We start from the raw sequence: 19,379 nt of genomic DNA, 5'->3' as shown, positions 1-19,379 counted from the left end.
TCGGGCACCCGCCCCATACCGAATCGAACCGCTTGTCATCGCAGCCCTTTTCGGTGACACTCGGATCATGAGTCACCCCTTCCCCAAACCCATCCACCTCGACGTCCCGAGCCGCGTCCGCCGCTGGCCCAGTCGTTTCCGCGTGCCCTGGTGACCTAGAGCCCCTTCCGAGCGCTCAGCAGATTCTCCCCCAAGGCCGCGGCATCGAACCCGCGGCCTTTTTCGTTCCCCAACCACCTGCAGGAGGTATCAAGTGTCCGTACCGGCGGCCTTCATCGGCGTGGTGCTCATCTGGGCCACCACGCCACTGGCGATCAAATGGAGCGGCGAATCCGGCGGATTCCTGTTCGGCGTCACCGCGCGCATGCTGATCGGCGTCTTCGTCTGTCTGGTCCTGATCGCACTCATGAGCCGCCGCATGCGTTGGCACCGGAACGCGAGCCTCACCTATGCCGCCGCCGGCTTCGGCATCTGGGGCGCCATGACCAGCGTCTACTGGGCGTCGCAGTTCATTCCGTCCGGGCTGGTCTCGGTGCTGTTCGGACTAAACCCGGTAGCAACGGCCCTGATGGCGGCACTCTGGCTCGGAGAACGCGCGCTCACCCCGGCTCGGCTGCTCGGAATCGGACTGGGCATCGCCGGACTTACGCTGATCCTGAACCAAGGCATCACGCTCGGCGCCCAGGCGATATTCGGCATCACGGGCGTACTGATCTCGGTGCTGATCCATTCGGCGAGCGCGGTCTGGATCAAGCGCATCGGCGCGCGGCTGCACCCGTTGGAGACCACGACCGGAGCGCTGCTGATCGCCGTGCCGCTCTTCGTCGCGACCTGGTGGCTATTCGACGGCCAGCCACCGACCACGCTGAGCCCACGCGCCTTCTGGGCCATCATCTACCTGGCGGTGTTCGGTTCGGCGATCGGCTTCGTGCTCTACTACTTCGTGCTGCACCGCATCCAGGCCAACCGAGTCGCGCTCATCACGCTCATCACCCCCGTGCTGGCACTGCTGCTGGGCCAGACGCTCAATGACGAGGTCCTGATGCCGAGCACCTGGATCGGCAGCGCCCTGGTCCTCTTTGGGCTGGCCTGCTTCGAATGGGGAGAGACTTGGCAACGTCGTCTGATCCAGTCATAAGTCACGCGAACCGGGCGGCACGCGTTGCCGCCCCGTCATTCCGTCGGTCGATACAGGAGCAGAATCAGGCAGGATGCGGCGCCGAGCACAATCGCATGCCCGGACTCGCCCCCGACGAAGACCAACACCAATCCCAGTATCGCCGGCAGATCGGCCAGGGCAAATAGGATCAGCCAGCGCACGAGCGAAGGTGGGGTATCGCGGGTCCCGTCCGTGAGTCCCCGAATCTCGCGCACCCGGACGTCACGCCGCCGACCGAGTCCCAAAAGACGACCGATGACGATAATCGCAAGAGCACTCGCGCCACCCGCGATCAAGATCGGCATCCGCAGTTCGGGGAGGGACTCGACCACATCCAGAGAAGGCAGGTAGAGCGCGATAGCCGTCAGCAACAGGACGGAGACCAACTGAGCGAACCACAGCATCCAGAGGTTCACAGTTGGAGCGGTATTGGGTATGACCATGTGCTCAACCTCGTTGATAGAATCTCGATCTTGAGTGGACAAACACACGCCCCTTGCGGGCTCGACGTGAACTCAGAAACGCCGCAAAGCGAAGGGCCGCGGCCACATCTCCAAACCGCCAAGAGGACTGCGTCATGCCCAAAACAGACACCCAGGCCAAGCGGCTGCGCGCACTCCTCGCCGAAGACCGTCTGCGGATCATGCCCTGTTGTTTCGACGCACTTTCCGCCCGACTGGTCGAGCAGGCAGGATTCCCCCTGACCTTCATGAGCGGATTCGCGGTCTCGGCCGCGCGCCTGGCCGTGCCCGACACGGGACTCATCTCGGTCACGGAGATGATCGACCAGGGACGCAACATCTGCCAAGCCGTCGATATCCCGGTGATCGGCGACGGCGACACCGGTCACGGCAATCCAGCCAATGTGCGCCGCACGCTGGAGCAGTATGCGGCGGCAGGATTCGCCGGGATCATGATCGAGGATCAGGTCGCCCCAAAACGCTGCGGTCACACCGGCGTCAAGGAGGTCGTCGAGCGCGCCGAGGCGCTGCGCCGCATGCGGGCTGCGGTCGATGCACGCGAGGCCGGCGCCGATCTGGTCATCGTCGCCCGCACCGACGCCCGCAGTGCGCTCGGCCTCGACGAAGCGCTCTGGCGCCTCAACGCCTTCGCCGACCTGGGCGCCGACGTCCTCTTCCTCGAAGCACCGCGCGATGAAACGGAAATGGCCCGTTTTTGCGACCAGGTCCCCGGCATCCGCATGGCCAACATGCTGGAGGACGGCATCACCCCCCTGCTCCCGCCCGAGCGACTGAACGCGCTTGGCTATCGCATCGCCGCCTATCCGCTGACACTCCTGAGCTGCGCGGTACGGGCAATGCAGACGGCACTCGACGACCTCGCCCAGGGCCGCACGCCGACGAACCGAACACGCTTCTCAGAACTGCGTCAGCTGGTCGGTTTCGACGCGTACGACGCCTTACTCGACCGCTACGCCGATTCGGATTGACCGCATGCCCCGCAAACGCGCATATCGCCCTTTTAGGTCAAACGGGCGCCACCATCCACGACCGAGACCGTGCCCGTCGTATAGGGATTGGCCATGAGCCATAGATAGGCCGAGGCGACCTCCTCCACGGCGGCCAGCCGCTTGAGCGGAAACCGGTTGGCTTCCTCCTCCAGGCGCGCCGGCTTGGGCGCCACGAAGCCGGGGCTCACGCAGTTGACCCGCACGGGGGCAAGCTCGACCGCCAGGGTCTGGCAGAGCGTCTCGGTCGCACTATTGATGAGCGCCATGGTCGAGGCACCCGCATAGATCTTCTCGCCCGCGATCCCGCTCGTCAGCGTGATGCTGCCGGATGCACGCAGATAGGGATGCGCGGTCTGAATGAGTCGGTAAAGCCCCCAAAACTTGGTCTCAAAGGCACTTTTCGCCTCATCGACAGGGATCTCAAGAAAGGCGCCCGAGCGCACATCTGACCGCACCGCCACGACCAGATGATCGAACGCCCTCAGCGCCTCGAACAGCCGCACATGGTCCGCTGGAGCAAGAATGTCGAAGGCATGGGCCTCTATCGAGTCCAGCGGGGAGGGCAAAGCGGCCATCCGCTCGGGCGCGCGGCGGGAGGCGACGACGACACGCGCACCTTCACGCCGGGCAAGCTCCGCCACCGCAAGTCCGATGCCCGAACTGCCACCGACGACCAGCACGGTCGCCTGCTTCAAGGTCGATTCGATCATGGTCAAGGACTCCGAACCCAACTGGTTACCCTGGATCTCGTGCCGTCAACACACCGACACGCCCTCACTTCGAGAGAAGGATGCGGATAAGTCACCGCACCCACAGACAGATAACCACGCGCAGACATTCGCGTCTACCGGAGCGAGCGCTTGAGCCACCTCAACCCGGCGCCGGGTCGGAATGGAACGCAAGGTCTACAGAGACCGAAGCCAGGATTCGCGCGCAAGACGGTACAGCACGTGCTCGCGAAGCGGGCTGCCGAGGGGGACGGCAGGATGCTCGAAGGTAGCGTTGGATGGCTGCATTCCGAGACGATGCATGACACCCCGCGATCGCGCATTGTTCACCGCCGTGAACGAGACGATCTCGGTGAGACCGATGTGCTCGAAGCCAACCCTCAGAGCCGCCCTCGCCGCCTCCGTTGCCAGACCGCGCCCCCAATGCGAATACGCAAGCCGCCAACCGATCTCGACGCAGGGCGAAAAAGGAAGCTCCAATTCGGGCACATGCAGACCCACGAAACCGATGAATCGCCCGCCCTCCTTGGCTTCGAGCGCCCAGAACCCCCATCCACGACGTGCGATCAAGGCTTCGCAGCGATCGGCCATCGTATCGCTCGCGCGCCGATCGAGCGTCGATGGAAAGCAGGCCATCACCCGTGGGTCCGCATTGAGCGCGGCGAACGGCTCGCGATCTTCCGCGCGCCACTGACGCAAGCGAAGACGCTTGGTTTCCAATTCGATTGGATTGACCATTCTCAAGGCACCGTGACCACAGACAACCAAAATCGCAGCCAGACCGACTGTACTTTGAAGGACTCAGACGCTGCAGGCGGGTTCGACGACCACTCCTTTCCGCCAATCCCGCCTAACTCGCCTGGCCCCCATTCGCCGCTCCCATGGAGCGACCGGAGAACTGCCGCTCAAGCACAGCCGAGAGCACGAGGCTGGCGAGGACAAAGGACAAAAAGAGATAGAACCCCAGATCCAGCGTCGTGCCGTTCGTGGTCAGGACGGAGGTGCCGAGCGAGGCGGAGGCTGAGCCCGGCTCGGCACCGACCTTGGTCAGCCCGCGCAGTTGACTGGCGACCAGGCCGTCGAAGCCGATGTAGGCCATGAAGAGCGCGACGACCATGACATCGGCCATCGACCACTTGCCCGAGCGTAGGGCGAAAAAGCCGATGACGGGATTCTCCCGCGCGCCCCTACCCCGTCTCCAGCCGATATCGAAGTAATAGAGATAGGTCGAGACGAGTTTCAGCGCCGGGAAGAGGATACTGAAGAGCGTGATGAGCACCGCCACCAGGGCCATGTCGGGCTTGCCGGTCTCGGTCAGGATATGGACCACATCGAAGATGCTCTTGCTCTGGAAATAGAGCACCTGATTGCTGAAGATCACGGGCTCGCCCCAGAATTCGAGCCGCAGTTCGGCGATACGCGCCTCGATCTCCATCATGGGCGTCAGGATGCCGCCAGCGAGCAGGGCCAGGGTCGCCCCGGTGAGGATCAGTAGCGCAAAGGCGTCCAAGGGGCCGTGCCGCGATGGAGACATCCCCTCGGCCACATCGGGTCGCACCTTGCCCGATCGCGCCCCGTTCCCAACCAGACAGATCGGGAAGAGCACAACAAGCAACCCGATCAGAATCCAGAGCCGCTGGCGCAAGGGCGCCTCCGCGACCTGGAGCTGGGTCTCCAGTTGACGCGAGCAGGCCTCGGTCTCCGTGCAGCCATGACGGTCGAGCACAACCGCGAGCGCGGTCCGGTCCATCTTGGCGAAGGTGGAGTTGGAGGTCTGACGGATGAGTTCGGTCAGCTGTTTTTTGATCTCCTCCTTGGACTCCGGTTTGCTCAGTTGGTCGACCACCGCCTCGGCATATTCGGGGACCTTCTTGCGCAGTTTGTCGAAGTCGATGAGCAGATCCTGTAGTCCCTGCTGCAAGGCCCCCTGGAGCTGATCCATCCAGCTGTTCCCGCCGCGCAGATTGCGTCGGCGCAGATAGCGCTCGATCTCGGACAGCATGCTGTCCAGAACCTGGGAGACCGCCTTGACGACCTGAGGCCGGTTGGCCTCGGTCAGCTCGAAGGTGTCGATGCGCTTGGCGACGATGCCAGAGAGGCGCTCGACCCACTGATCCGCATCCAGCAGGCCGTAGCGGACGTGATGTATCTCGGCGAGATCTGTCTTCAGCACCTGAGTCCGCTGCGCGTCCTCGATCAGCTCGACCAGGAGCAGGAGCGCTGCGGCAAACACCAGCACGGCCGTGACGCGCCGCAACAGACGAACCAGAGAACCGGAGTCTACATCGAACATAGCTGCCATCCTGTTTACCTGGGCTCAGGACACGGCCATGAGCTGTGGCATCTGCGACTCGCTCGGCGGCGCAGGCAGTACCGGACGCTCGTAGGACACGACCACCTGATCGGCGCCCAGCAGTACGCGCAGCTGTTTGAGCAAGGCATCGGTCGGTCGCACCCGCCAGGTATCTGAGAACACCAGATCCCCCATCGCCCCTGGACGCAGATAGCGCAGCCGGACCGGGAGATCGCCGTCGCGGAAGGCATTGAGCGTCTCGCGCAGGGCCGCGACTCTGGCCGCGCCCTGGGCGTGATCGGCCGGTTTGGAGAGATCCAGCGTCAGGGCCAAGTGATCGGCCATGGTCTCGCGCGCCTCCTCGAAGGTGCGCACGCTGTCGGCGCGCAGCGACCAGGCGTCGCGGAATTCGTCGAAATTCAGGCTGCCGGTGATGCTCAGGATCTGATCTGCAACCAGGAGCTGACGCACCTGATCGTAGAGCTCGGAGAAAACGGTCGCCTCGATCCGCCCGGTGCGATCGTCCAGAACCACGGAGCCCATGCGACCACGTTGGGTCTTACCGTGCCGCACGCCCATCACCAGCCCGACCACCGTGCGCTTCTCGCGGTCGCGGCGATCGCGCCGGCCCTGCTCGCGATCCGTCTCCAGCAATTTTGCGATCCGCGCACCGCCCATGCTTCGAAGCTCGGTCTCATAGCGGTCGATGGGATGGCCGGTGAGATAGAGCCCCAGGGTGTCCTTCTCGCCCTGAAGGCGTTGTTCGTCCTCCCAATCGAGATGCACGTCACTGACCAACTGGGGATCGGGCTGCGGCGCCGAGGTCGGCTCCAGCGCGCCGAAGAGATCCACCAGACCCGCCGCCTGGCTGGCGTTGTGCTGCTCGGCCGCCTTGAGCGCAAGCGGCAGATGGGCCATCAGGGTCGCGCGGTTCGGGCCGAGCTTGTCGAGCGCGCCGGCACGCACCAGCGCCTCCAACACACGACGATTGACCTTGTGCAGATCGATCCGAGAGCAGAAATCCCAGAGGTCCCGGAAGGGACCGCCCGACTCGCGCGCCACCACCATGGACTCGATCGCCGATTCGCCCACTCCTTTGATCGCACCCATGCCGTAGATGACGGTGCGCTCGTCGGCGATGGTGAACTGGTAGGAGGAGCGGTTGATCTCGGGCGGCTCGACCTCGAGCTTCATCGCCCGGCACTCGTCGATCAGGGTCACCACCTTGTCGGTGTTGTCCATATCCGCCGAGAGCACCGCCGCCATGAAGGCCGCCGGATAGTGCGCCTTCAGCCAGAGGGTCTGATAGCTGACCAGAGCATAGGCGGCACTATGGCTCTTATTGAATCCATAACCCGCGAATTTATCCATCAAATCGAAGATATAGGTCGCCGTTTCCGGCTCGACGCCGCGCTTCCCGGAGCCCTCCATGAAGATGGCGCGCTGCTTGTCCATCTCGGACTGCTTCTTCTTGCCCATGGCGCGGCGCAGCAGGTCGGCGCCGCCGAGCGAGTAGCCGGCGAGGACCTGGGCGATCTGCATGACCTGTTCCTGGTAAAGGATGATGCCGTAGGTCGGTTTGAGGATGGGCTCCAGGTCGGGGTGCGGATAGGCGACGTCGGCGCGTCCGTGCTTGCGGTCGATGAAATCGTCCACCATGCCGGACTGCAGCGGGCCGGGACGGAACAGAGCCACGAGCGCGGTGATGTCGCCGAAACTGTCGGGCTGGAGCTTTTTTATCAGCTCCTTCATGCCGCGCGATTCGAGCTGGAAAACGGCGGTGGTCTCGCAGCGTTTGAGCAGGGCGAAGGCATCCCCGTCGTGCGGATCGATCAGATTGATGTCGAGCGGGTCCTCGCCCTTGAGTGCGCGTCCTTCATTGATGGTCTTGAGCGCCCAGTCGATGATGGTGAGGGTCCGCAGTCCGAGGAAGTCGAACTTGACCAGGCCGACCTGTTCGACGTCGTCCTTGTCGTACTGGGTGACCAGGTTGTCACCACCCGGCTCGCAGTAGAGCGGTGCGAAGTCGGTGAGCAGGGTCGGGGCGATGACCACGCCGCCAGCGTGCTTGCCGGCGTTACGGGTCAAACCCTCCAGCTTGAGCGCCATGTCGATGAGGACGCGCACCTCCTCGTCCGTGTCGTAGGCGCGCTTGAGGTCGTCGCTCTCCTGGAGCGCCTTGTCCAGGGTCATGCCCAGCTCGAAGGGCACCATCTTGGCGATCTTGTCGACGAAGCCGTAGGGATGCCCCATGACGCGGCCGACGTCGCGCACCACCGCCTTGGCGGCCATGGTGCCGAAGGTGATGATCTGCGAGACCGCCTCGCGTCCGTATTTGCGCGCCACATAGTCGATGACCCGGTCGCGGCCCTCCATGCAGAAGTCGACGTCGAAGTCGGGCATGGAGACGCGCTCGGGGTTGAGGAAGCGCTCGAACAGCAGATCGTGCTCGATGGGGTCCAGGTCGGTGATCTTGAGGGCGTAGGCGACCAGGGATCCGGCGCCCGATCCGCGCCCGGGGCCGACCGGGATGCCGTTGTCCTTGGCCCACTGGATGAAGTCGGCGACGATGAGGAAGTAGCCGGGGAAGCCCATCTGGAGGATGACGTCGAGCTCGATCTGCAGACGCTCGTCGTAGACCTTGCGCCGCTCGGCGAAGTCGGGCGCATCGCGGTCGAAGGTGCGGTCCAGGCGCCATTCGAGACCCTTGCGCGACTCCTCGGCGAAGAAGCTGTCGATCGTCATGCCCTCGGGCACGGGGAAGACTGGCAGATAGTTGTCGCCGAGCTTGAGTTCCAGATTGCAGCGCTTGGCGATCTCGACCGAGTTCTCCAATGCCTCGGGCAGATCGGCGAAGAGCTCCGCCATCTCCTGCGGTGTACGCAGATACTGCTCCTCGCTGTATCCGCGCGGCCGGCGCGGATCGTCCAATGTGCGACCCTCGAAGATACAGACGCGCGCCTCGTGGGCCTCGAAGTCGGAGCGGGCGATGAAACGGACGTCGTTGGTGGCGACGACCGGAACGCCGTGGCGGATCGCCAGGTCCACGCTCTTCTCGATCAGCTCGCCCTCCTGCGCGCGTCCGGTACGGAGCAGCTCCAGGTAATAGCGATCGCCGAAGACCTTGAGCCAACGGTCGAGCCGGCGCTCGGCCTCCTCGTCCGCCCCCTTGAGCAGCGCCTGCGCGACGTCGCCGCGCGGACCGCCCGAGAGCGCGATCAGGCCCTCGGCGGACTCGGGGATCCAGTCCGGGTCCACCTGCGGCATGCCCATATGCTGCCCATCGACATAGCTGCGCGAGATGAGCCGGGTCAGGTTTCGATAGCCGAGATCGTCCTGGACCAGCAGCACCAGACGATGCGGGTGATTGGGATCGCCTGGATCGCGCACCCAGAGATCGGCGCCAACGATCGGCTTGACCCCGGCAGCGATCGCCGCCTTGTAGAAACGCACCAGCGAAAAGAAGTTGCCCTGATCGGTCACGGCGACCGCTGGCATGCCAGCAGCCACCACGGCCTTGGCGAGTGGCTTGATCCGGACCAGCCCATCGACCAGGGAATACTCGGAATGAAGGTGCAGATGAACGAAGCTTGGATCCACGGGAGCCCTGCGTGTCAGTGATCGGGGAGAAGACAGTATCGTGCGAGGGGGATTAGTCTAACCAGCGCGCCGGTCCGCGCCGAGTTGGAAATTCCCATCGTCGGACGCCTCGGGATAGGCGCCCGGACACATGGAGCGCCGATCCCGCTCAGGGACGCTTCAATGCACGAATCTGGTCGAGCACGGCTGGTGCGTCCCATTGCAGTTCGCCGGTCGCGATCAGCGCCAGCCGGCCATCGGGGTCGATAACGAAGGTGGTCGGCAGACCGACCAGCGGATAGCCTTGAGCGACCTGAGTATCGTGATCCATCGGCAGCGGAAAGCGAACGGGCGAGATGGAGAGAAAGCGGGCGATGGCCTCGGGCTCCTCGCCGACATTGATCGCCATCAGGCCGATCCCCTCCGGTGCGAGCTGTTCGTAGGCGCGCTGCATGGAGGGCATCTCGGCACGACAGGGCGGACACCAGGTCGCCCAGAAGTTGAGCACCAAGGGCCTGCCGCTGTAGTCCGACAGACGGTGAACCTCGCCATCGATCCCTGTCAAAGCGAATTCGGGCGCGCGCGGCGTTCCAGGAACCCGCGTCAGGAGATCCTGCGCCTGGAGGGCGAGCGGCAAGAGACAACAGATCGACACCAGGATTCGGCGAATGGTCGGTGGCATGGCGTCACTCCAATGCAACGGAAACAGGGGGCTCGGCACATGAAGCCGAGACAGGGAACGATCGAGAACGAGGTCATGACATGAACGCGCATTCGAGGCTATCCGAACGGTTGCACATCGCACTCTGGGGGCAACCGCTCGACGGACTCCCGGACTGGAAGATCAAGCTCATCTGGTCCGGGCGACTCCTGTACGCCCTGGCGCGGGACATGACGCGGAGCAATCTCTCACTGCACGCCATGAGCCTGGTCTATACCACGCTCTTGTCGCTGGTCCCGCTACTTGCGGTCAGCTTCTCGGTGCTCAAGGGGTTCGGCGTTCACAATCAGATCGAACCCCTGCTCGGCAACGTCCTGTCACCGCTCGGCACCAACGGACGCGAGATCACGACCAAGATCATCGGCTTCGTCGACAATATGCAGGTCGGAGTCCTGGGATCCGTGGGTCTGGCGATGCTGCTCTATACCGTCATCAGCCTGATCCAGAAGATCGAGCAGGCATTCAACTACGCCTGGCGCGTCACCGACGTACGTCCCTTCGCCCAACGCTTTCCGCAATACCTGAGCCTGCTCACGCTGGGCCCCGTGCTCTTCTTCAGCGCGCTGGGGCTTTCGGCCTCGCTCGGCAACAACCAGTTCGTCCAGTCGGTGATGCACATGGCGCCGATGGGCGTGCTCATGGAAACGTTGAGCCTGGTTGCGCCCTATCTCATGATCTCGCTCACCTTCGCCTTCGTCTATCTGTTCGTGCCCAGCACCCGGGTCCACCTTTCATCGGCCATTCTTGGCGCCCTGATCGCCGGACTGCTGTGGGAGAGCGTAGGCTCGCTGTTCGGCAAGGTGATGGCGGGCTCGACCCAGTACACCGCCATCTATTCGAGCCTGGCGATCCTCATTCTCTTCATGATCTGGGTCTATCTGGGCTGGCTGATCCTGCTCATCGGCACCACGATCGCCTTCTATTATCAGAATCCCGAGTATCTCGCCACACGGGATCGCGACGCCCGGTTGAGCAACCGGGTACGCGAGCGTCTGGCGCTTGCGATCGGCGTCTCGATCGCCGAGCGTTATCTCAAGGGCGAGCCTCCGCCGAATGCCGAAATGCTGGCGAAACAGCTACGTCTGGCGCGCAACCAGGTCGCCTGCATGCTGGAGATGCTGCAACGGACCCATACCATCCTGCCGACACTGCCGGACGACCCGCCATCCTACGTGTTGGCCCGAGCGCCGGAGGGAATCGGGATCAAAGACCTGCTGGACGCGGTCCGCGCCTTCGAGGAAGGGAACGGCCGCTATCAAGAGCCAGCTCAGAGCGAGGCGGTTCGCGAAATCGAGTCCAGAATCGATGCCGCGCTCGCCGATTCACTGCGCGGCATCACGCTCCGCGACCTGGCCGTAGCAGAGACAACCGCCACTCCAGTGTCACCTCACCCCTGAGACTGCGACTGGCTTTCCATCCCGAACGGCGGCGGAAACCAGGTACGGGCGATCTCGTCGTGCAGTTCGCCGATGCCGACCTGCAGATCGTCGACGAAGAGCTTGAGCTGCTGCTGATTGAGCCGGCGCGGCTCGACCCCTTCGAGCGTGCGCTTGAGACGTCCGGCCACCCGCAGCGCACCCTCGTTGCGCGGCAGCTTGGTGAGGTTGCTCTGCAGCGAGTCGACGCAGAAGCACACCGAGCGCGGAAACTCGGGACGCTGGACCAGAAAGCGCAGCACCGGACCGCGCTGCACGCGCACCTGCTCGCTGCGCCGATAGGCCTGATAGCCGGTGAGCGACTTGAGCACGCTGACCCACTGGATGGTCTCGAATGGACGCAGTTCGGTGGTCTCCTCGGGCAGCAGATTGGCCGAGCGCACGTCGATGATGCGGGTGGTCATATCGGCGCGCTCCAGGAAGCGCCCCAGATGCAGGAAGTCGTAACCCTGATCGTGCAGCATGGTCCCCGAGAGCATGCCGGACATCGTCTGAATACTCTGCACCAGATGCTTGAGATAGGCATGGCGACCACTCTTGGTCGTCCCTTTCGAGACCTCGCCACGGGCGAAGAGGTAGAGCTCGTTGAGCAGCTCCCATGCCTCGCGCGGGACGAAATCGCGGATGGTGCGACAATTCTCGCGGGCGGCGGCCAGGGCGGACAGGATGGAGCCGCTGTGACGCTCGTCGCCGATGAGGAAACGCACCACCTGGCGCTCGCCATAGTCCTTGTAGTGCTCCTCGAAGAGGGGATTGGCGCCGGTGATATCGACCAGCGGACGCCATCCGGGGGCGATACCCTTTGGCAGGTCCATCAGCAGATTGGCATTGACCGTAACGATACGGGCCGTATTCTCGGCGCGCTCCACGTAACGGGACAGCCAGTAGATATTCTCAGCGACACGCGACAGCATGGATCCGCTCCTCAGACTCTAGGAAGATGCCGATCAAAGACCACCATGGCACTTGATCGGCTCGCAACTCTAAAACCGCTTTTCGAGTCGCTTCATTTTCCACGACCGACAGCCATGGGAAATGTCGGGGCATCCCTGCCCCGCAAGGGAAACGCGATAGATCAGCATTTCTCTAGTTGCCTTCCGACTGTTCGGGCAGGATCCAGGTGTCCTTGCTGCCGCCGCCCTGGGATGAATTGACCACCAGGGATCCCTTGCGCATGGCGACCCGCGTCAGACCGCCCATGGTGACCTGCTGACGATCAGAGGAGAGAATGAAGGGTCGCAGATCGACGTGACGCGGCTCCAGCTTGTTGCCGATAATGGTTGGCACGGTCGAGAGCTTGAGCGCCGGCTGGGCGATATAGTTGCGGGGGTCCTTCTTGACCAGCTCGGCGAAGGTCTCGCGCTCGGCCTTGGTCGAGGCCGGACCGACCAGCATGCCGTAACCGCCCGACTCGTTGGCCGGCTTGACCACCAGCTTCTCCATGTTCTCCAGGGTGTAGGCAAGTGCATCGACCTCCATGCAACGGTAGGTCGGCACGTTCGGAATGATGGGCTCGGCGTCCAGATAGTAGCGGATGATCTCCGGCACGAAGGCGTAGACCACCTTGTCGTCCGCCACGCCCGCGCCCGGCGCATTGGCCAGGGCCACCTTGCCCGCCTGCCAGGCCCGCATCAGCCCGGGAACACCCAGAGCCGAATCGGGATGAAACGCCTCCGGATCCAGAAAGAGATCGTCGATACGACGATAGATGACGTCGATCCGTGCCGCACCGTCGACGGTGCGCATATAGACGCAGTCGTCGTCATCGACGAAGAGGTCGCGTCCCTCGACCAGCTCGCAGCCCATTTGCTGCGCCAGATAGGCGTGCTCGAAATAGGCCGAGTTATAGATGCCGGGCGTGAGCACGACCACCTCGGGATAGTCGGCCGGACGCGGCGAGAGCGCCGCCAGGGTATCGAAGAGCTGCGAGGGATAGTCGTCCACCGGCAGCGGGGCATAGTGCTCGAACAGCTCGGGGAAGACCCGCTTGGTGACCAGCCGGTTCTCCAGCATGTAGGAGACCCCGGAGGGCACGCGCAGATTGTCTTCGAGGACGTAGATGGTCCCGTCTCCGTCGCGCACCAGGTCCGAGCCGCAGATATGGGCCCAGATCCCGAGCGGCGGAGACACCCCGACGCACTGAGGCCGGAAATTGACCGACTTGGCCAGCACCTCATGCGGAAAAACGCCGTCCTTGATGATCTTCTGATCGTGGTAGAGATCGTCGATGAAGAGATTGAGCGCCTGAACGCGCTGCTTCAGCCCGGCCTCGACACGATCCCACTCGGACTGGGGGATGATGCGGGGAATGATGTCGAAGGGCCAGGTACGGTCGATGGTGCCCCCTTCCTCCGAATAGACGGTGAAGGTGATCCCCATCTCCTTGATCGAGACATTGGCCGCCTCCTGGCGTGCGACCAGCTCGTCCGGCCCGAGCGCTTCGAGATCCGCCAGCATTCCGGCGACGGCCGAACGCCCGCGACCCGGCTCGGCGACCAGCTCATCGTAGAAATCGTCGCAAGGATATGTATTCCAATCGATACTCATGGCACCTACTCGCTCGCTGAATCCCAATCCCAGCCGGAAGACGAAACGCTTCGGAGATACTTGAGAGGATCCGGCATGCCCAAGGCAGCGGGACGATCCCGAGGTTCTAGCGACCCTGATCGGTCGCGATCTGGAGTTCCAGTATGCTGGACAGCGACCGATCAAGTCTATCCCGAACGCCCGACGCAACGCGGTCCAGGCGATACGGAACTCTCACTCGGAGACGGACTCGACGGCGGAATACTGTCCCCAAGGCGCCTTCTCGCGCCCGAGCAGAAAGGACTTGGCCGGATCCACCAACGCTCGGCCCGCGACCGCCGTTCGTCCCAACAGCATGCGAAACAGCATGGTCTCGCGGTTGGTCAGGGTCACCTCGATCGGCCAGCCGTTTCCGCCCAGCATCAGGCGGGTCTGAATCAGGTAACGCACCTCGCGATGACCACCCGAATCCGTCACCTGGCGCTGGTCGATCACCGGGGCCTCGCAATGGACCACCAGATCGTCCCGATGCTGCAGTGGATGCACACCAAAGCGCACCCATAGACGACCCTCCACCTCGAAGGGCTCGACATAGAAGGCGTGCAATGTCGAGCTGCGCGCCCCGGTGTCCACCTTGGCTTTGATGCAGGGCAGCCCCAGCTCGGGCAGCGCCAGCCATTCGCGCCAGCCCAGGCACAGAGACGCGGTGTTCGTCGATGTCTCAATCATCCTTTTACCGCTCCCAAAAGACCGTATCGAACATCCCATAGAACCCATTTTTCAACACGTAAAAGAACGCCTCTAACCAACCGAAAACACAGGGATCAAAACGCCTTTCGTGCTCGGCCCGCATGCTGTCGAATAGACGTCGACGCCACACCGGACCCGGCCTAGAATCGCGGCCACTTCAACCCCCTGCCTCTTATTCGAGCACCCTGGAGCCATCCATGCGCAGCCTGACCTTGCCTCAGGTCTGCTCGGCACCGGCCCGGGTCAACCGAGCGATACGCAGCCGGATAAGTCAGAGGCACCGCGCTGAGTCGCGGATCGACCGGGACGCCCAGACCGGCGCATCAGGGACTCTCTGACCCGGGCTCGAAATCGAGCGACACCGAGTTGATGCAGTATCGTAGCCCGGTCGGACGCGGGCCGTCGGGAAAGACGTGTCCGAGATGGGCGCCGCAGTTCGCACACTGGACCTCGGTGCGGCGCATGCCGTGACTGTTGTCCTCCTGGGTGGCGACGGCGTCCGCCCCAACCGACTCCCAGAAACTCGGCCAACCGGTTCCCGAATCGAATTTCTCATCGGAGCGAAACAGGGGCTCGCCGCAACAGGAGCAGCGGTAGAGTCCCGCCTCCTTGAAGGCGTGATAACGTCCGGTGAAGGGCGGCTCGGTGCCCTTTTCTCGGCATACCCGATATTGTTCGGGGCTGAGTTCGTCGCGCCACTCGGCGTCGGTCTTGTCGGTCTGTCGAGACATGCTGCCCTCTACCAGAGAGGCGATGGGATCGAGCGCGTATTGCCTTGAGCCGCGCTGGGCACGGACTCTATACTCGACCGTTCATCGCGAAAAATTCGATCGAAACCCAGCGATCGACTGGGATCGCCATTACCACCGACAGAATTCCGGAAGGCAACATCATGATCCGTTCCTTCAACCCGCCGGTCCGAACCCTAATGGGGCCGGGCCCAGCCGATGTCCACCCCCGTGTCCTGGCCGCGCTGGCCCGCCCCACCATTGGCCATCTGGACCCCGCGTTCGTCACCATGATGGACGAGCTCAAGGACCTTCTGCGTCTCGCCTTCCGTACCGAGAACGCCCTGACCATGCCGGTCTCGGCGCCGGGCTCCGCCGGCATGGAGATCTGCTTCGTCAATCTGGTCGAGCCAGGTGACGAGGTCGTGGTCTGCATCAACGGCGTCTTCGGCGCACGCATGAAGGAGAACATCGAACGCACCGGCGGCATCCCGATCGTCGTCCAGGGGCAGTGGGGACGCGCGGTCGACCCGAACCAGGTCGAGGAGACCCTGAAGGCCCATCCGAACGCCCGTCTGCTCGCCTTCGTCCAGGCCGAAACCAGCACCGGCGCCAGTTCGGACGCCCAGACGCTCGCCGAGATCGCCCACCGGCACGATTGCCTGACGATCGTGGACGCGGTCACCGCGCTCGGCGGTTCGCCGCTGGAGGTCGACGCCTGGGGGCTGGATGCCGTCTATTCCGGATCGCAGAAGTGTCTCTCCTGCACCCCGGGGCTGGCGCCCGTCACCTTCGGCGAACGCGCACTGGAGAAGGTCCGCCAGCGCAAGACCAAGGTCCAAAGCTGGTTTCTCGACCTCAATCTGGTCATGGGTTACTGGAGCGGCGAGCAGAAACGCACCTATCACCACACGGCGCCGGTCAACGCACTCTATGCACTGCATGAATCTCTGGTGATGCTGGCGGAGGAAGGCGTCGAGCAGGCCTGGGAGCGCCACGCCCATCACCATCGCGCGCTGCGCGCCGGATTGGAGGCGTTGGGGCTGGAGTTGATCGTGCCCGTGGACGAGCGCCTGCCGCAGCTCAACAGCGTGGCGGTCCCCGGCGGCATCGACGAGGCGCTGGTTCGGTCCCGACTGCTCCAACACTACAACCTGGAGCTCGGTGCCGGCCTTGGGGACCTGGCGGGCAAGATCTGGCGCATCGGACTCATGGGCTACAGCAGCCGCCCGACGAACATCCTGCTCTGCGTGGGCGCGCTGGCCAACGAACTGTCGGCGCTCGGACATCGGACCGACGCCGGGGCCGCGCTCGAAGCGGTCCGCACCGTGCTCGATCAGAAGACACCGGCCCCTTAGCGAAAACACCGACCATGCTCCTTCGCAACAGACATCGCCTCTGGATCCGCCTGCTGATGGCGCTGGGGGCCATGTCGCTCTTTCTATTCGGTTATCAGTGGGGCAACCAGCGCCAACAGGGAGACGCCGAGATCCCCATGATCAACGGCGTCCTGCTGCAACCGCCGAGCGACCTGCCCAGCTTCAGCCTCCATGATGCACTCGGTCAACCCTTCGACCATCAACAACTCGCGGAGCAATGGACCCTGCTCGGTTTCGGCGACCTTGCCCAGGCGTCCGGACAACGCGGTGTCCAGCGTCTGATCGAGGTCTACAACCGCATCGCCGACCAGAACACACTGCGTAAGCAGCTGCAACTCGTCCTGGTGACCACGACCGACCAAACCCTGCTGGCCCGGCGCTTCGCCACGCTCTCACCCGCACTCCACATCCTCGGCGGTGACAGCGACGAGATCGCCCGACTGCAAGGCGCGCTCGGCGTCAGCCCCGACGCCCCGCTGACGCTCTTCGTCCTGGGTCCGGGCGGCTATCTGCTGGCGCTGTTTCCAGATCGAGAGGATGGCGCAGCAATGGCCGAGGACCTCAAGGCGCTCGTCGCCAACGCCAGGGCACTGCTCCCACCGGAGAATTCATGACAGACTCGAACGCCCCGACCCCGACCCAGCGTCTCTTCGTCGGGCTCCAGCACATCCTGCCTCAGCGCACCCTCTCGCAGCTCATGTATCGGCTGGCCCGGGTGCGCTGGAAACCGCTCAAATCACTCCTGATCCATGGCTTCGCACGACTCTATCGGATCGACATGAGCCAAGCGGTCGAGCCGAGTCTCTCCGCCTATCCGCACTTCAACGCCTTCTTCACCCGTGCGCTCCGACCCGATGTGCGTCCGCTGGATCCAGATCCGCGCGCGATCCTCTGCCCCGTGGATGGGGCCATCAGCCAGATCGGGGCCATCTCCGACGGCCGGCTCATCCAGGCCAAAGGGCACGATTACCGTGTTCAGGATCTGCTCGGCCTGGACCCCGAGGCATTGCACCCGTTCGACGGCGGACAGTTCGCGACCATCTATCTCTCGCCGAGCGACTACCACCGCATTCACATGCCGCTCTCGGGCGACCTGAGCCAGATGATCCATATCCCCGGACGTCTATTCAGCGTCAACGCGACCACGGCCAAGGGCGTTCCCGGACTCTTCGCCCGCAACGAGCGGGTGGTCTGCCGCTTCGACAGCGAGGCTGGCCCCATGGGGCTGGTGCTGGTCGGCGCCATCTTTGTCGGCGGCATGGAGACGGTTTGGGCGGGAGAGATCACCCCGCCCCATTCGGGCAGCGCCATCCTGAGCTGGGACTACCCGGACGACAGCCACCACATCCATCTGGAGCGCGGCGCCGAGATGGGACGCTTCAATCTGGGCTCGACGGTGATCCTGCTCTTCCCGCCCGACCGGATCGACTGGGATCCAGACCTGCGACCCGGCCACAAGGTACGGCTCGGCCAGCGGATCGGAGGTCTGCGCTGACCGAACCCAACCACCCCATCGCCTGCCGCCCCGGCTGCGCCGCCTGCTGTATCGCACCCTCCATCAGCAGCCCCATCCCTGGGATGCCGAGCGGCAAGCCGGCCGGCGTACCCTGCACCCAGCTGACTTCCGAGCTTGGCTGCCGATTGTTCGGACGCCGCGAACGGCCGCAGGTCTGCGGATCGCTGGTCCCGATGCCGGAGATGTGCGGGGCCGACCGCCATGAGGCTCTGCGGTATCTGGAGGAGTTGGAGCGACTCACCGGGCCGGCGTGAGCGACACATTCGACGCGCCGTGCAAAAAAGGGATGCCTGGCGCCATTCCACGACACCCCAAGGAGCCCATATGGAGGCCGCGAATTTCGACCTCGATCGCTACTGTCAGCGCATCGGTTATAGAGGCCCGCTCGCACCCGACCTGGCTACGTTGGCGGCGCTGATGCGCCATCAACTCTTCAGCGTCCCCTTCGAGAATCTCGACGTCCAGGCCGGTAAGGTCGTCTCGCTGATCCCAGAGGAGATCGTCGATAAGATCCTCGTCCATCAACGCGGCGGCTACTGTTACGAGGTCAACGGACTCTTCGCCATGGCCCTGCGGGCGCTCGGCATCCACTACCAATTCGTCGCCGCCCGACCGATGTTCTACCCGGTTCGTCGCCCCAGAACCCACGCCGCGATCGTCGCCCAGCTCGACGGGCGCGAATGGCTCTGCGACCTGGGATTCGGCAGTCACGGAATCCGCGCGCCAATCGCACTGGACGACCTGGATCGGGAGATCGAGCAGGACTTCGATCGTTTCCGACTGACCAAACTCGACGAACGGGGATATCTGCTCCAGGCGCTGGTGGAGCAGGAATGGCTGAACCAATATGCCTTCGATCTCTGGCCGCAGGAATGGATCGACTTCACCCCCGCCAACTATCTCAACTCGACCCACCCGGACACCATCTTCGTGCAGAAGCTTCTGGTCGTTCTGCACCATCCGACCGGCCGGGACACCCTCCTCGGCGACCGCCTCAAACAGGAACGCGAAGGACGGACCACAACCGAAACCATCGCCCCCGAACGCCTGGACTCGGTCCTCAGCGCACGATTCGGACTGAAGAGGGCCTGAA

The 19,379-nt window shown here is 63.8% G+C and carries 18 protein-coding genes; 8 read left to right on the top strand and 10 right to left on the bottom strand.

The annotated features are described in order from the left end of the window. The first annotated feature begins 253 nt into the window (after nucleotides 1–253). Nucleotides 254–1,138 carry a DMT family transporter gene (locus tag THIDRDRAFT_RS06420; RefSeq protein WP_007040002.1) on the top strand — a complete coding sequence of 295 codons (885 nt, stop codon included), beginning with the start codon at nucleotides 254–256 and terminating at the stop codon, nucleotides 1,136–1,138. Between the two features lie 35 nt (nucleotides 1,139–1,173). Here THIDRDRAFT_RS06420 and THIDRDRAFT_RS06415 read toward each other — a convergent pair whose 3' ends face one another. Beyond that, on the bottom strand, nucleotides 1,174–1,602 hold the full coding sequence (locus THIDRDRAFT_RS06415; RefSeq protein WP_007040001.1) for a hypothetical protein: 429 nt from the start codon (nucleotides 1,600–1,602) through the stop codon (nucleotides 1,174–1,176). Nucleotides 1,603–1,736: 134 nt separating this feature from the next. Between THIDRDRAFT_RS06415 and THIDRDRAFT_RS06410 the strand changes: the two genes are divergently transcribed. Continuing rightward, nucleotides 1,737–2,609: an isocitrate lyase/PEP mutase family protein gene (locus THIDRDRAFT_RS06410; protein ID WP_007040000.1), complete on the top strand. Its 873-nt coding sequence runs from the start codon at nucleotides 1,737–1,739 to the stop codon at nucleotides 2,607–2,609. 32 nt (nucleotides 2,610–2,641) lie between these two features. Here the strand turns inward: THIDRDRAFT_RS06410 and THIDRDRAFT_RS06405 are convergent, their stop codons facing one another. The 5 genes from THIDRDRAFT_RS06405 to THIDRDRAFT_RS06385 form a co-directional block, all read right to left on the bottom strand. Continuing rightward, entirely contained in the window at nucleotides 2,642–3,340 is a 699-nt protein-coding gene (locus THIDRDRAFT_RS06405; protein ID WP_007039999.1) for an SDR family oxidoreductase, read from the bottom strand. A gap of 195 nt (nucleotides 3,341–3,535) precedes the next feature. Beyond that, on the bottom strand, nucleotides 3,536–4,096 hold the full coding sequence (locus THIDRDRAFT_RS06400; RefSeq protein ID WP_007039998.1) for a GNAT family N-acetyltransferase: 561 nt from the start codon (nucleotides 4,094–4,096) through the stop codon (nucleotides 3,536–3,538). Nucleotides 4,097–4,208: 112 nt separating this feature from the next. Then, nucleotides 4,209–5,651: a paraquat-inducible protein A gene (locus THIDRDRAFT_RS23650; RefSeq protein ID WP_007039997.1), complete on the bottom strand. Its 1,443-nt coding sequence runs from the start codon at nucleotides 5,649–5,651 to the stop codon at nucleotides 4,209–4,211. A 24-nt stretch (nucleotides 5,652–5,675) separates the two neighbouring features. Further along, nucleotides 5,676–9,251 carry a DNA polymerase III subunit alpha gene (dnaE, locus tag THIDRDRAFT_RS06390; RefSeq protein ID WP_007039996.1) on the bottom strand — a complete coding sequence of 1,192 codons (3,576 nt, stop codon included), beginning with the start codon at nucleotides 9,249–9,251 and terminating at the stop codon, nucleotides 5,676–5,678. A 148-nt stretch (nucleotides 9,252–9,399) separates the two neighbouring features. Further along, nucleotides 9,400–9,912: a peroxiredoxin family protein gene (locus THIDRDRAFT_RS06385; protein ID WP_007039995.1), complete on the bottom strand. Its 513-nt coding sequence runs from the start codon at nucleotides 9,910–9,912 to the stop codon at nucleotides 9,400–9,402. Nucleotides 9,913–9,992: 80 nt separating this feature from the next. On the opposite strand from THIDRDRAFT_RS06385, the gene THIDRDRAFT_RS06380 reads away from it, so the two are divergent. Beyond that, complete coding sequence (locus THIDRDRAFT_RS06380) at nucleotides 9,993–11,348, top strand: YhjD/YihY/BrkB family envelope integrity protein (RefSeq protein WP_007039994.1); 1,356 nt, start codon at nucleotides 9,993–9,995, stop codon at nucleotides 11,346–11,348. On the opposite strand, the gene THIDRDRAFT_RS06375 is transcribed toward THIDRDRAFT_RS06380, so the two are convergent. The 4 genes from THIDRDRAFT_RS06375 to msrB all read right to left on the bottom strand — a co-directional run bounded on the left by THIDRDRAFT_RS06375 (nucleotide 11,339) and on the right by msrB (nucleotide 15,394). Then, nucleotides 11,339–12,301: an alpha-E domain-containing protein gene (locus tag THIDRDRAFT_RS06375; protein ID WP_007039993.1), complete on the bottom strand. Its 963-nt coding sequence runs from the start codon at nucleotides 12,299–12,301 to the stop codon at nucleotides 11,339–11,341. The genes THIDRDRAFT_RS06380 and THIDRDRAFT_RS06375 overlap by 10 nt on opposite strands. 172 nt (nucleotides 12,302–12,473) lie before the next feature. Beyond that, on the bottom strand, nucleotides 12,474–13,934 hold the full coding sequence (locus THIDRDRAFT_RS06370; RefSeq protein WP_007039992.1) for a circularly permuted type 2 ATP-grasp protein: 1,461 nt from the start codon (nucleotides 13,932–13,934) through the stop codon (nucleotides 12,474–12,476). Between the two features lie 213 nt (nucleotides 13,935–14,147). Continuing rightward, nucleotides 14,148–14,642 carry an ATP-dependent zinc protease family protein gene (locus THIDRDRAFT_RS06365; RefSeq protein WP_007039991.1) on the bottom strand — a complete coding sequence of 165 codons (495 nt, stop codon included), beginning with the start codon at nucleotides 14,640–14,642 and terminating at the stop codon, nucleotides 14,148–14,150. A gap of 344 nt (nucleotides 14,643–14,986) precedes the next feature. Continuing rightward, nucleotides 14,987–15,394 carry a peptide-methionine (R)-S-oxide reductase MsrB gene (gene msrB, locus THIDRDRAFT_RS06360; RefSeq protein ID WP_007039990.1) on the bottom strand — a complete coding sequence of 136 codons (408 nt, stop codon included), beginning with the start codon at nucleotides 15,392–15,394 and terminating at the stop codon, nucleotides 14,987–14,989. 158 nt (nucleotides 15,395–15,552) lie between these two features. On the opposite strand from msrB, the gene THIDRDRAFT_RS06355 reads away from it, so the two are divergent. The 5 genes from THIDRDRAFT_RS06355 to THIDRDRAFT_RS06335 all read left to right on the top strand — a co-directional run bounded on the left by THIDRDRAFT_RS06355 (nucleotide 15,553) and on the right by THIDRDRAFT_RS06335 (nucleotide 19,378). Further along, a complete protein-coding gene (locus tag THIDRDRAFT_RS06355) occupies nucleotides 15,553–16,749 on the top strand; it encodes a pyridoxal-phosphate-dependent aminotransferase family protein (protein WP_040844133.1) in 1,197 nt (398 codons plus the stop codon). Nucleotides 16,750–16,763: 14 nt separating this feature from the next. After that, the gene (locus tag THIDRDRAFT_RS06350) at nucleotides 16,764–17,384 is read left to right on the top strand and encodes an SCO family protein (protein ID WP_007039988.1); all 621 of its coding nucleotides are present in this window, start codon (nucleotides 16,764–16,766) and stop codon (nucleotides 17,382–17,384) included. Next, nucleotides 17,381–18,265 (top strand): archaetidylserine decarboxylase, encoded by an 885-nt coding sequence (gene asd / locus THIDRDRAFT_RS06345; RefSeq protein ID WP_007039987.1) that lies wholly within the window; start codon nucleotides 17,381–17,383, stop codon nucleotides 18,263–18,265. The genes THIDRDRAFT_RS06350 and asd overlap by 4 nt, the downstream gene beginning before the upstream one ends. Before the next feature lie 83 nt (nucleotides 18,266–18,348). Continuing rightward, nucleotides 18,349–18,540, top strand: a complete 192-nt coding sequence (locus THIDRDRAFT_RS26495; protein WP_007039986.1) for a hypothetical protein — start codon at nucleotides 18,349–18,351, stop codon at nucleotides 18,538–18,540. A gap of 70 nt (nucleotides 18,541–18,610) precedes the next feature. Next, entirely contained in the window at nucleotides 18,611–19,378 is a 768-nt protein-coding gene (locus tag THIDRDRAFT_RS06335; RefSeq protein ID WP_007039985.1) for an arylamine N-acetyltransferase family protein, read from the top strand. The last annotated feature ends 1 nt before the right edge of the window (nucleotide 19,379 follow it).

Source organism: Thiorhodococcus drewsii AZ1, from assembly GCF_000224065.1.
GTDB lineage: Bacteria > Pseudomonadota > Gammaproteobacteria > Chromatiales > Chromatiaceae > Imhoffiella > Imhoffiella drewsii.
The sequence above is the reverse complement of the archived record's forward strand: the minus strand, read 5'-3'. Positions and strand labels throughout refer to the sequence as shown.

Bases quoted from the DNA above. Each gene is read 5' to 3' on its own strand.
- THIDRDRAFT_RS06375 (WP_007039993.1), bottom strand. From the start codon at position 12,301: ATGCTGTCGCGTGTCGCTGAGAATATCTACTGGCTGTCCCGTTACGTG.
- THIDRDRAFT_RS06405 (WP_007039999.1), bottom strand. From the start codon at position 3,340: ATGATCGAATCGACCTTGAAGCAGGCGACCGTGCTGGTCGTCGGTGGC.
- THIDRDRAFT_RS06385 (WP_007039995.1), bottom strand. From the start codon at position 9,912: ATGCCACCGACCATTCGCCGAATCCTGGTGTCGATCTGTTGTCTCTTG.
- THIDRDRAFT_RS23650 (WP_007039997.1), bottom strand. From the start codon at position 5,651: ATGTTCGATGTAGACTCCGGTTCTCTGGTTCGTCTGTTGCGGCGCGTC.
- THIDRDRAFT_RS06335 (WP_007039985.1), top strand. From the start codon at position 18,611: ATGGAGGCCGCGAATTTCGACCTCGATCGCTACTGTCAGCGCATCGGT.
- THIDRDRAFT_RS06415 (WP_007040001.1), bottom strand. From the start codon at position 1,602: ATGGTCATACCCAATACCGCTCCAACTGTGAACCTCTGGATGCTGTGG.
- THIDRDRAFT_RS06400 (WP_007039998.1), bottom strand. From the start codon at position 4,096: ATGGTCAATCCAATCGAATTGGAAACCAAGCGTCTTCGCTTGCGTCAG.
- THIDRDRAFT_RS06370 (WP_007039992.1), bottom strand. From the start codon at position 13,934: ATGAGTATCGATTGGAATACATATCCTTGCGACGATTTCTACGATGAG.
- THIDRDRAFT_RS06410 (WP_007040000.1), top strand. From the start codon at position 1,737: ATGCCCAAAACAGACACCCAGGCCAAGCGGCTGCGCGCACTCCTCGCC.
- THIDRDRAFT_RS06365 (WP_007039991.1), bottom strand. From the start codon at position 14,642: ATGATTGAGACATCGACGAACACCGCGTCTCTGTGCCTGGGCTGGCGC.
- THIDRDRAFT_RS06350 (WP_007039988.1), top strand. From the start codon at position 16,764: ATGCTCCTTCGCAACAGACATCGCCTCTGGATCCGCCTGCTGATGGCG.
- asd (WP_007039987.1), top strand. From the start codon at position 17,381: ATGACAGACTCGAACGCCCCGACCCCGACCCAGCGTCTCTTCGTCGGG.
- msrB (WP_007039990.1), bottom strand. From the start codon at position 15,394: ATGTCTCGACAGACCGACAAGACCGACGCCGAGTGGCGCGACGAACTC.
- THIDRDRAFT_RS06380 (WP_007039994.1), top strand. From the start codon at position 9,993: ATGAACGCGCATTCGAGGCTATCCGAACGGTTGCACATCGCACTCTGG.
- THIDRDRAFT_RS26495 (WP_007039986.1), top strand. From the start codon at position 18,349: ATGCCGAGCGGCAAGCCGGCCGGCGTACCCTGCACCCAGCTGACTTCC.